This window comes from Ulvibacter antarcticus (genome assembly GCF_003688405.1).
Lineage (GTDB): Bacteria > Bacteroidota > Bacteroidia > Flavobacteriales > Flavobacteriaceae > Ulvibacter > Ulvibacter antarcticus.
This window is the reverse complement of record NZ_REFC01000002.1, coordinates 1-10,952: the sequence shown is the minus strand read 5'-3', so window position 1 is coordinate 10,952 and position 10,952 is coordinate 1. Positions and strand designations below refer to the sequence as shown.

The window sequence follows — 10,952 nt, the reverse complement described above, 5'->3', positions numbered from 1 at the left end:
AATTTCTCTCAAATAGTCTTGACTGATTATTTCTAGAGTATTAATAAATTCTTTGGCGGTCATTATTTTTTTTCTGCTTGCAGGTAACGGGTTTGAATATGAATCGTGGCGCCTGGCGCAGCGTGCGGCTTGAAGCAGCTCAGCCATCAATAGCTCGTTTCGGCTCAATGCTCCGAAGCTGCGTGAGACTCAGAAGGGCAAGCGAGTTCAGATTATTCCGACGAATCATATTTTTATTAAATGTAGGAATTTCAATTCAATTTCCCACTAAGCCATGATTGCATATTCGTTGTTACCCAACGTTAATACTATCAGATTTGATGTTTAATTTTTTCAGTCGGTTTTATTTCAATTGAGTGCCTTCCGTTTCCTAAGTCAGTTCCTTTCCAAATATCATAAGATGATCTTGTTTTTTTAATTACTCTCAATTTTTCAGTTTTAAAATTCAGATAGACAAGTCTGGTTTTCGGCCAAGATTTTTTGCTTTTAAACATTCGTAAAAAAACACCTTGTTCAGCATTATGAATAAAGGAACCAAAATATTTACCAATCAGTAGATCATTTAGATTCTCTTTGTTCGTTTTTAAACTATATACTTTTACAACTCCATCAAATGCGGTTTCATATTCTAATTTTCGGTCAAAAGTAATATCATTAACCATTGTCCATATTTCATAATTTTCTGATTCGTATTGGATTTTCATTCTAATGTTGGGTAACGGGTTTGTATAATAATCGTGGCGCTTGGCGCAGCGTGCGGCTTGAAGCAGCGACAGTTTTTCTGTTCTTCATTTAGTTCCAATTGTTCGGAGCTGCGTGAGACTCAGAAAGGCAAGCTTCCTCGATTTTTCAGAAACCAATATAGTCAATTATTTGTAGTAAACACAGTACTTTGCAGCTCAAAAGCCATGATTATTATACGGTGTTAGCAAAAGTTAATTATTCATTTTCAATTTTCCTGTGATTGCCATTCCTAAACCACCAAATGCAGGTCCATATGCAACAATAAAGGAGTTTCCTAAATCAAAAATTCCGATGTAAGTGAAAACTGTTATAAGTATTCCAGTCAGCATAATAATCAGACCTCCAAAAAACAGCATTTTCCATATGAGTAATTTTGTTTTTGAACTTCCATTCTCATAAGATCACGATCTACTCTTTTAACGATAATGTCAATCTCATGCTTTTCCAAATTATCAGATTCTAGTGCTTTTCTCAAATCAGAAATTTCCATTGATCCAGAATTAATTTTCTCAAAATAAATTCCGACAGATTCTTTTATTGAGTGTTTCATTTTAATTTTTGCTAATTTTTGTTAGTTTATTTAATAATTGGGTAAAAGTGGTATACCCAATTATTAAATAAAAATTTGACCGCTTTGCGGTATTTATATTCCTTACGGTTTAGCCGTTGTCGGTCGTCCCTCCCTCCCTCCGTGGAGGCTAAACCTCTTTAGCTCAAAAAAAACCAATAGCAAACTTTGAACTATGGAAAAAATATTGGGCGGAAGCCCAACCTGTTGAACGTGCCCGTTGGGTCGTTGTTATTGCGATCGGCAACACGGCAGCTGCTGGCAATGCTGAACCAACTACCGCCTCGAAAAACACGGCTAGCACCTGTTAAAGGACCTTGTGGATTGTTGCTTGGGCTACTACTGTAATAGTCGCTAGCATACCAATCGTTTGTCCATTCCCATACATTACCACTCATATCGTGTAATCCTAATTCGTTGGCACTTTTTGTACCAACTGGGTGCGTAGCACTTCCTGAATTTGTAGTGTACCAAGCAACATCATCAATAGTATTGCTACCAGAATAGATGTAACCAACGCTACTGGCACCACCTTCTGCAGCAAATTCCCATTCTGCTTCGGTAGGTAGTCTGCCTCCGTAATGTTCGGAATAGGCTTTTGCTCCAAACCAACTTACCTCTATTACAGGGAAGTTTTCTTTGCCTGGATCCACCATAAAACTACCACTTGTATGGCTTATTTGAATTGCTGCACCGTCCATATCTAAATATTCTACGCCATTAAAACTGCCATCTATATTGGCTCCTATGTCGTTCATAAAAATAGCGTATTGGGCATTGGTAATTTCGTGTTTGCTTATACTAAAGTTACTTACCGTTACGCTGTGTACGGGTGCTTCATCTGCACCCCCAGTAGTACTGCCCATTTGAAAAGTGCCACCTGCTACACTTACTTTTTCGCCAGGAAAGATGTTTTCTGCTATAAACTCTAATTCATTCCCATAACCCGTTCCTTTACTATTAGTGGCATAAGCTCTCACATAATAAGTGGTGTTTGCTGTTAAACCACTTATATTACTGGTGTAATTGCTTGGGTTTCCGCCTTGGTCACTTGCAAAATCTAATATAGTAGGGTTTTGTGAAGTACTCCAACATACGCCTTTTGCGGTAATGTCTGCTCCACCTGTAGCTGTAATATCTCCACCACTTGTTGCACTTGTGGGTGTAATGTCTGTAATGTCTAAGGTGGTTAATGTTGGTACAGTAGTATTATCTACTGGGTCATTGTCTTTACTGCAACTTGTTAGTGCAAATACTACGGTAAAAAGGATTAAAAGTGATTTTTTCATAATTTATTTTTTAATGGTTAAACTTATTTTTAATTAGTGCATACCTTTTTTAATAGGTTTTCTGTCTTTAATTTTTGCTAACGGGTTTGTATAATGATCGTGGCGCTTGGCGCAGCGTGCGGCTTGAAGCAGCGACAGTTTTCCTGTTCTTCGTTTAGTTCCAATTATTCGGAGCTGCGTTAGACTCAGAAAGGCAAGCTTCCTCGATTTTTCAGAAACCAATATAGTCAATTATTTGCAGTAAACACAGTACTTTGCAGCTCAAAAGCCATGAAAATTATACGTGGTTGTGCTTAGTTTTTAATCAGATCTTTAATTTTATACTTAAAAATCAGATGCGCAAAAAATCGGATTATCATATTTACTCCAAACAGAGTCGCAAAGGAATATTCAATTATTTGAATGTCGTTTACGTCAAGAGTTGAATAATCAGATTTGCTTAATAATAATATCAGAATAAAGGGTATTGCAATCAGAAAGACCATCCAGTTTCCACTAATTATTACAAATCCGTCCTTCCTCTCTTTTAACTTTACAATTCCACTGACTAAAAATGATTTAAAATCAAATGATGTCCAAGCATTGGATTTGTGAAATACTATACTGTTTTCTTTTCTAACAACATAATTATAGTTTTTCAATTCTAGATAATTCTCGATTTTATCAAGGATATCAGATTTGTTCAGCTTTTCGTAGTCGCTGAATTTGATTTTTGTCCGAAATTGTATTGGAAGAAATGTCATTTTTGAAATTAAGCACAACGGGTTTGAATATGAATCGTGGCGCCTGGCGCAGCGTGCGGCTTGAAGCAGCTCAGCCATCAATCGCTCGTTTCGGCTCAATTCTCCGAAGCTGCGTGAGACTCAGAAGGGCAAGCGAGTTCGAATTATTCCGATGAATCATATTTTGATTAAAAGTAGGAATTTCTATTCAATTTCTCACTAAGCCATGATTGCATATTCGTGGTTGTGTGTAGTTTTTATCAGTAGATTCCAGCTCCAGGATTCGTATATCTTCCGTTCAGTTTTTTAAATTTTTCGTTCTCTATTACCAGAAACTTATTACTGTCAATTTTAGCATTAATGGAATCATTTTCGACAATGATTTTTAGAATTCCATTATTTTCAATTGCTGAATATTTTTCTCTGTCATTTATATTTATCGTATAATTTTCTCCAATCTTTGAAATCACGATTATTTTCTTTTCGTTTTCGGTGTTTACCCATTTTCCTTTGAATCCGTTATTCGAATCAGTTTTACAAGAAAAGCAAAGAATAACAAAGACAAATAAAATCAGTTTTTTAAGCATACAATTCAATTTTTATATTTTTATTAATCTATAAGTATGAATTCTGAGAAAATGTTACGGAAAATTACACACAACGGGTTTGAATATGAATCGTGGCGCTTGGCGCAGCGTGCGGCTTGAAGCAGCTCAGCCATCAATCGTTCGTTTCGGCTAAATTTTCCGAAGCTGCGTGAGACTCAGAAGGGCAAGCGTGTTCGGATTGTTCCGACAAATCATATTTTGATTAAAAGTAGGAATTTCATTTCAATTTCCAAACAAGCCATGATTTCATATTCGTGGTTGGCATTTCGTTATTTCCAGAGACCTAATTGATATGAAATAAAACCGATTAGGAATAAAAAGCCTATTCCAACGAATATCATATATTTCTGAATCAACTTTTTCTTTTTCAGCTTTTTGATTTCGTTCTCTACATAGGTTGCTTGATTTATTTCATTCATTGATATGAGTTTGATTTCGCATTGTTCTAATTTCGTCAAACACGCATCAGATAGAGAATTTATATGTTTCTCATTTTCTCCAGATTTCCAACCATTCGCTTTTATTGTAGACAATAATAAATTGACTAAATTCATAATATCCTCTTTATCATTTGGGATTGGAGTTTCAACAATATTATCTGTTTTTTTATTAAAGCCTAAAATCACTTCTTTATCTCCGAACAAATTTTCATTAGATAAAAACTCTTTGCCTTTGGAAAAAATATCTTTTCGATTCTCACTTTGTGTTTTTTGTTTTTCAGTTTTGATATTCACTCTATGAGGTGTTGAATGACCATCTCCAAAAACTTTGTTACTGACCCATTTCCCAGTGTTTTTTCCTAATTCTCTTTTAAAAGAGTCAATACCTTTACCCATACTTTTTTGTTTTTGTTTCTTTTCTCTATAAGATGCGATTCTTTCTCTGTAGTTTACAATTAGTTTTTTTTGTGATTCTATATTTCTTTTTCCAGAATCTTGATAATGTTTTGGAGCCTTTTTTTCTCTATATTGAGCCATATTAGCTCTATTTATTCTAATGTTATTCTGTGCTTGTTTAATATTATCTTGTAGGTCTTTTATTTCTTTTGAATACATTAATTATTTTTTATCTAGTTAATTTTACGGTGATTTTATTAATGAATGCCAACGGGTTTGAATATGAATCGTGGCGCCTGGTGCAGCGTGCGGCTTGAAGCAGCTTGAGCCATCAATCGTTCGTTTCAGCTCAATTCTCCGAAGCTGCGTGAGACTCAGAAGGGCAAGCGAGTTCGGATTATTCCGACGAATCATATTTTGATTAAAAATAGGAATTTCAATTCAATTTCCCACTAAGCCATGATTGCATATTCGTTGTTGTGCGCAGTTATTTTACGTGATTAAATATGAATTCTAATAATGTAGTTGACGAAGTGTGAAGTGCGTAACTTTTCCTTTTTTCTCCAGAAAGCTTATGGTTTGTTGAGTCGCCAAAATCCGAAACCGACTTTATAGAAACAAATTTAGGTTTGCTATCTTTTAGTGAATGGGAAGACGTGAAATAAAAGCCATTTGTTTCCATATCCATTCCTTTGATTCCGTGATAGTCCTCATTTATTTCTTTTATTTTGCTATCACTTCTTAAAAGCGAACTACCAGAGACCATAAGTCCAATGTGGCATTTTAGAGGTTTAGTAAAATCCGAATTATCCTTATATTTGCCTTTAATTTTTGGAAGGTCGATTTGTTTAGTAAACAAAGATAATCTTGATTTTAAGTTTTTGTCAATTGAGTCTGCGTTCTGCCTAAATTTCTTTTTTACATCTTTATCTTCTTTTTGAACTTCTACAATCTCATTATAGTTTAAAGATTTTTCCGCAATTATCACATCTCCAATGTTAGTTACATTTTTATTTCCAGCACAAATGCCCACCATAAATAGATATTTAAGATTGAATTGAGTAAGCAATTTGCTGGTTGTTGAAACTACTGCTTCAACACCCATTGATATTGGATATGGTAGAATTATTTTTTTAACACCATTATTTGTAGAGATTTTGCCTTCATAGTAAATGGTTGAATCATTTAAATCAGTATTAAATTCCTCACATTCTTCCAATAACACAACGAAAGAATTAAACTCTTCATCGGTTGCTGTAATAATGCCAATGTCAAAATATAGCTCTGGACTTGAAACAATTTTTGGACTTCCGAGAATCTCACGAGCTTCTTTTCCAAATTTAGAAGCATTAACCAGTATTTGAGTTATTTCTATCATTTACCTATGAAAGTAAATGTTTCTTCATAGCTTCAAAAAATTTGTCGTAAACTTTTTCGTCAGTAGTTTCGGGAACTGTCAGTTGTATATTTAAATTTATAGTTACACCATTTCCTCTATTTGTTGATATTTTTTTGCTCATTTGGGATGTTAAACTTTCTTCCTCCTTTTTTGTATTTTCGGTATGAACCTTTTCCACAATGCTATCTACAACTTCGTCTTTTTCCCTTTGGGTTTCTTCAAGTTTATTAGAAGAAATTATTTTGCCATTTGATTCCTCAATCAAATTTGCTTCTTTTAAAATTTCAACCACAGCTCCTGCCCCAGCTCGAGATTCTTTAGTCTTGCTTTGTCCAGACGAATATTCAATGTGTCCAATAAAATCACTTTCTAACATTCCACCTTTGACTTCCAATACAGTAAGCATTTTCTTAAAAAAATCAGTTTCTGCTATGATAGTCCTCCAATGTTTCTTTATTTCTTCTGGTTTATTAAAGGATAAAGCTCTTCCAAGATTTAAACCTATTTCAGTCGGCTTTTTGGTGTTACCGCCTTCTATAATGCCTGCACCAACAAGAAACTTGCTGTTTTTACTAATGACAACTCTGTGCATTGCTGTTGCTTGACTGATGTCATCTAGACTAGCACCTTTAGGACTCGAACTATATGCTTTAATTAATTTGGTTAATTCATTGTAAGATGATGATGCTAGTCTGAAATCGGCCATATTTTTTTATTTTTAGTTATGTATTTAAATTAAAGTTACAATGTTTTTTTATAATTGCGCACAACGGGTTTGTATAATAATCGTGGCGCTTGGCGCAGCGTGCGGCTTGAAGCAGCGACAGTTGTTCTGTTCTTCATTTAGTTCCAATGATTCGGAGCTGCGTGAGACTCAGAAAGGCAAGCTTCCTTGATGTTTCAGAAACCAATATAGTCAATTATTTGTAGTAAACACAGTGCTTTGCAGCCCAAAAGCCATGATTATTATACGGTGTTACCCACAGTTTTTATTCCGAGTTATAATTTCCATTCGCCCATTTTATTGTCGGTTCAATCCATTCTTTTAAAGGTTTGAATAAAAAACCGTGTCCCATTCCTGTATTCAGTTCGATTTCTTTAAAGTGTTTTATTTTACAATTCGAATTTTTCTTTCGTTCCAATGAAGAAACTCCAAATGGGTCGGACTTTTCGTAAATCGTCAAAATATTTCCACAATAATTGATTTCAGGTATATTTTGAATGTCATTATTCCTAAAACTTGCGATAAATACAAAATTCAAATCTTTATTATTTGCTATGGTTGAAACGTACTGTGCTATATATCCACCTTTTGAAGTTCCGACTATGGTTATTTTTTGAGGTTCAGTTCCAATTTTTATTAAACTGTCAATTTGATTTACGATTCCGACTGCGTATTCTCTTGCATTTACATTTCCGTTTCTTTTTTCGCTAATAACATTTAAACCACTTTTTTCAAATTCAGCTATAATTTCGTCGTATTCAGTTCGTCCGAATTCGGGATGTAAATCATTCAGTTCGTGTTCTTCTAAAAATCGATTATGAAGGAAGAAAATAAATCGGTCATCATTTTTGTTTCCGCACGTAAATAAAGTTGAGTAAAAAAGAATTCCAATTAATAGACTTATTTTCATTGATTCGCGAATTTTTTTTCAAAATTGTGGGTAACGGGTTTGTATAACGCTTGTGGCGCCTGGCGCAGCGTGCGGCTTGAAGCGGCGACCACGACTAAGTTAGTTCTTTTTTCCAAATTATTCAGAGCCGCGTGAGACTCAGAAGGGCAAGCTTTACGTTTTATTCCGACCTACAAGATAGACATTTATTTGTAAGAATCTCACAGTTTACAATACTCTTAGGCATAAGCGTTATACATTGTTGTGGTGTCGTTTTTATTTTTTATTCAGTAGTTCGATTAAAGAATCAAGTTTTAAATTCAAGTCTTCCAAATTAACTGAACCGAATTCTCTAAATGACCATAATTTTCTTTCTATTAAGTCGATTTTTTCAATATCGCCATAACTATAATCAGTATAGTTTCTTCGTCCGATATAACTTAATCTTTCAGCTATTTCTTCAGCTAAATCACTATCGTTTTGTAATAATCTTGCAGAGGAAGCAACAGAGATTGGTGAGTCAGGAATATGACCTTTTTTAAATTCCAAAATTTGATTTTCAATTTCTTTTTTTGCCATTTCCACATTATCCAAATCGGTAATATCAATCTCAATAGTTCTAATTCCGCTTAAATCGAAAGGAATCTTTTGTCCTTTTGTAATTACTTGAATATATGGTTTTCGAATAGCGTGTCTAATTGCTAATTCATAAAAAACGTTAGGATTAGAATCGGTCAAATCGGCAATTACCAATGGACTTTCCAAAATAAGATTAATTATTTGAGTTGTAATTAAACCTACTTTTGGTATTTGGTCAGCTCTAATTGCTTTGTATTCATTTTGCTCTAAAACAGGTTGGAAAACGTGCCTTAATATCTTGTCCGATTTTTTTCGAATTTCCGAATGAGCACCACCTAAAGGGCATATTATAAAACAATCTTCCATATCTATTAGTTAATTTTTAGAAACATTTAAAGTTTTCGAACGTTCTGCACAAAAATTCAACAGCTTCATTCTCGTCAGTAAACGTTTCGTGAACTTCTAAACCACTAAATGTTGAAGAAGATTGAGATGCAAAAATTTCAAATTCGTTCAATTCCTTGTCAGTAGAAATATGAACGGAATATTCTTTTCCATCTTTTTTAGATGTAACCATTGCGTGACAAGAACCGTCTTTGCAAGTTACACAACTATTATCAAAATCAAATTTTAATCCTAAATCTTCAAATGTTTTACTCATATGTTTCTTATTTATCGATGTTTTTCAAATGCACCACAACGGGTTTGAATATGAATCGTGGCGCTTGGCGCAGCGTGCGGCTTGAAGCAGCTCAGCCATCAATCGTTCGTTTCGGCTCAATTCTCCGAAGCTGCGTGAGACTCAGAAGGGCAAGCGTGTTCGAATTATTCCGACGAATCATATTTTGACTAAAAGTAATAAATTCAATGTAATTTCCCACTAAGCCATGATTGCATATTCGTGGTTGTAGGTAGTTTTACTGAATTTTATTATTTGGATTCGAAGTCAGATTATTTAACAGGTTCAGTAATTCATTGTCAATTATAATTTGCTTCAAATTGATATTCCGATTAAGATCGGCCGTGATCTTTTCATTTCCATTACCTTTTAATATCAGAGTATCTACTTTTAATAATTCAAAATCCGATACCTGATAAGTAGGCAAAAGTGACGGAACGTTCGTCAACTGTTCTAGATCGCTAGAAAAAAGAAATTTAGTCTGTCTCGTGTTATAATAATCATATCCGTAAATCACAAAGCTTTTTTTATCAAATAATATATTGAGTTTTATACTTTTTAGGATATGTAATTTTGAGAAATATACATCAGCCATAAACGCGATAGAGTTAGGATAACTCAGTTCTATTTCTTTCAAATATTTGCCATTCAGGATTCTTCGATAGATAAAAAAAAAGAATATACTCAATCCAAGCAGAATTAAAATGATTGTGATATAATTCATTACTAATTTTTTCTAAATTACCTACAACGGGTTTGTATAATAATCGTGGCGCTTGGCGCAGCGTGCGGCTTGAAGCAGCGACAGTTGTTCTGTTCTTCTTTTAGTTCCAATTATTCGGAGCTGCGTGAGACTCAGAAAGGCAAGCTTCCTCGATTTTTCAGAAACCAATATAGTCAATTATTTGCAGTAAACACAGTACTTTGTAGCCCAAAAGCCATGATTATTATACGTTGTTACCACACGTTTTTATTCTACTATTAGTCTAATTAATTCTTGATCAATATTTTCCGTATTTAGTTTTATATATCTAAACGATTTTACTTTTGAGTTGTTAAGTTCAATAATCAAAACCTTATTTTTATTCGAGTAAGCGATTCCGTTATCAAGAGTCAGATAATCAGTTCCAAATTCAGATTCCAATTCCGTTTTTGTTAATCCGTAAAGATCGGCCTTTTCTAAATCAGAATCTGGATTAAAAATTCGAAACTCAATTAAGGTTTCTGTTTGGTCTTCGTAAGTGTGTTTATTTTCTCCGTGTTTAAAAACAACAAATTGGTCTATTTTAATAGATTCTTTTTTAAAGTCAGGATAATAGTAAACATAAAAAATCGAATCTTTAATTTTCGGTTGGTGATAATATTTAGTTCCACTAGTTACGTTTGTTGTAAATTCCATTCCTTTCTTATTCTTGAAAGCTAAAAGGTCAATTGGATTATCAAGAAACTCAACTAAATTCGAGTTTAAATTAATTTCCGATTGTAATTCCGAAACTAATTCGATTTTATTCTCAGGAATTTCTGCATATTTTTTCTGTGTATAGAAATATAAAAAAACTCCATATCCAAATACAGAAATTACTATTAATGCAAAAATAAATATTAATATGTCCTTGGTTTTTCTCAAATGTGTGGTAACGGGTTTGAATATGAATCGTGGCGCCTGGCGCAGCGTGCGGCTTGAAGCAGCTCAGCCATCAATCGTTCGTTTCGGCTAAATTCTCCGAGGCTGCGTGAGACTCAGAAGGGCAAGCGAGTTCGGATTGTTCCGACGACTCATATTTTGATTAAAAGTAGCAATTTCAATTCAATTTCCAAACAAGCCATGATTGCATATTCGTGGTTGTGCTTTCGTTATTTATTTTAAGTATTTGTATTATCGTTTTCTAATATTTTAATAAGTTCAACAGATCTT

General features: G+C 34.0%; 13 protein-coding genes. All 13 read right to left on the bottom strand.

What is annotated here, in order from left to right; translation table 11 throughout:
* Positions 1 to 311: 311 nt before the first annotated feature.
* On the bottom strand, positions 312 to 704 hold the full coding sequence (locus BXY75_RS00195) for a hypothetical protein (RefSeq protein WP_121905697.1): 393 nt from the start codon (positions 702 to 704) through the stop codon (positions 312 to 314).
* Positions 705 to 935: 231 nt separating this feature from the next.
* On the bottom strand, positions 936 to 1,100 hold the full coding sequence (locus tag BXY75_RS17045; RefSeq protein WP_170152825.1) for a hypothetical protein: 165 nt from the start codon (positions 1,098 to 1,100) through the stop codon (positions 936 to 938).
* A 385-nt stretch (positions 1,101 to 1,485) separates the two neighbouring features.
* On the bottom strand, positions 1,486 to 2,601 hold the full coding sequence (locus BXY75_RS00185) for a formylglycine-generating enzyme family protein (protein WP_121905695.1): 1,116 nt from the start codon (positions 2,599 to 2,601) through the stop codon (positions 1,486 to 1,488).
* A 293-nt stretch (positions 2,602 to 2,894) separates the two neighbouring features.
* Positions 2,895 to 3,422 carry a hypothetical protein gene (locus BXY75_RS00180; protein WP_245962894.1) on the bottom strand — a complete coding sequence of 176 codons (528 nt, stop codon included), beginning with the start codon at positions 3,420 to 3,422 and terminating at the stop codon, positions 2,895 to 2,897.
* A gap of 161 nt (positions 3,423 to 3,583) precedes the next feature.
* The gene (locus tag BXY75_RS00175) at positions 3,584 to 3,910 is read right to left on the bottom strand and encodes a hypothetical protein (RefSeq protein WP_121905693.1); all 327 of its coding nucleotides are present in this window, start codon (positions 3,908 to 3,910) and stop codon (positions 3,584 to 3,586) included.
* Between the two features lie 290 nt (positions 3,911 to 4,200).
* On the bottom strand, positions 4,201 to 4,986 hold the full coding sequence (locus tag BXY75_RS00170; RefSeq protein WP_121905692.1) for a hypothetical protein: 786 nt from the start codon (positions 4,984 to 4,986) through the stop codon (positions 4,201 to 4,203).
* Positions 4,987 to 5,254: 268 nt separating this feature from the next.
* Complete coding sequence (locus BXY75_RS00165; RefSeq protein WP_121905691.1) at positions 5,255 to 6,145, bottom strand: 5'-methylthioadenosine/S-adenosylhomocysteine nucleosidase family protein; 891 nt, start codon at positions 6,143 to 6,145, stop codon at positions 5,255 to 5,257.
* A 4-nt stretch (positions 6,146 to 6,149) separates the two neighbouring features.
* Positions 6,150 to 6,872, bottom strand: a complete 723-nt coding sequence (locus BXY75_RS00160; RefSeq protein ID WP_121905690.1) for a hypothetical protein — start codon at positions 6,870 to 6,872, stop codon at positions 6,150 to 6,152.
* Between the two features lie 283 nt (positions 6,873 to 7,155).
* The gene (locus tag BXY75_RS00155; protein WP_121905689.1) at positions 7,156 to 7,800 is read right to left on the bottom strand and encodes an alpha/beta hydrolase; all 645 of its coding nucleotides are present in this window, start codon (positions 7,798 to 7,800) and stop codon (positions 7,156 to 7,158) included.
* Between the two features lie 255 nt (positions 7,801 to 8,055).
* The gene (locus tag BXY75_RS00150) at positions 8,056 to 8,724 is read right to left on the bottom strand and encodes a hypothetical protein (protein WP_121905688.1); all 669 of its coding nucleotides are present in this window, start codon (positions 8,722 to 8,724) and stop codon (positions 8,056 to 8,058) included.
* A 16-nt stretch (positions 8,725 to 8,740) separates the two neighbouring features.
* Positions 8,741 to 9,019 carry a hypothetical protein gene (locus tag BXY75_RS00145; protein ID WP_121905687.1) on the bottom strand — a complete coding sequence of 93 codons (279 nt, stop codon included), beginning with the start codon at positions 9,017 to 9,019 and terminating at the stop codon, positions 8,741 to 8,743.
* A gap of 256 nt (positions 9,020 to 9,275) precedes the next feature.
* Positions 9,276 to 9,674: a hypothetical protein gene (locus tag BXY75_RS00140; protein WP_147437205.1), complete on the bottom strand. Its 399-nt coding sequence runs from the start codon at positions 9,672 to 9,674 to the stop codon at positions 9,276 to 9,278.
* A gap of 333 nt (positions 9,675 to 10,007) precedes the next feature.
* Positions 10,008 to 10,664: a hypothetical protein gene (locus BXY75_RS00135; RefSeq protein ID WP_121905685.1), complete on the bottom strand. Its 657-nt coding sequence runs from the start codon at positions 10,662 to 10,664 to the stop codon at positions 10,008 to 10,010.
* Positions 10,665 to 10,952 lie beyond the last annotated feature (288 nt).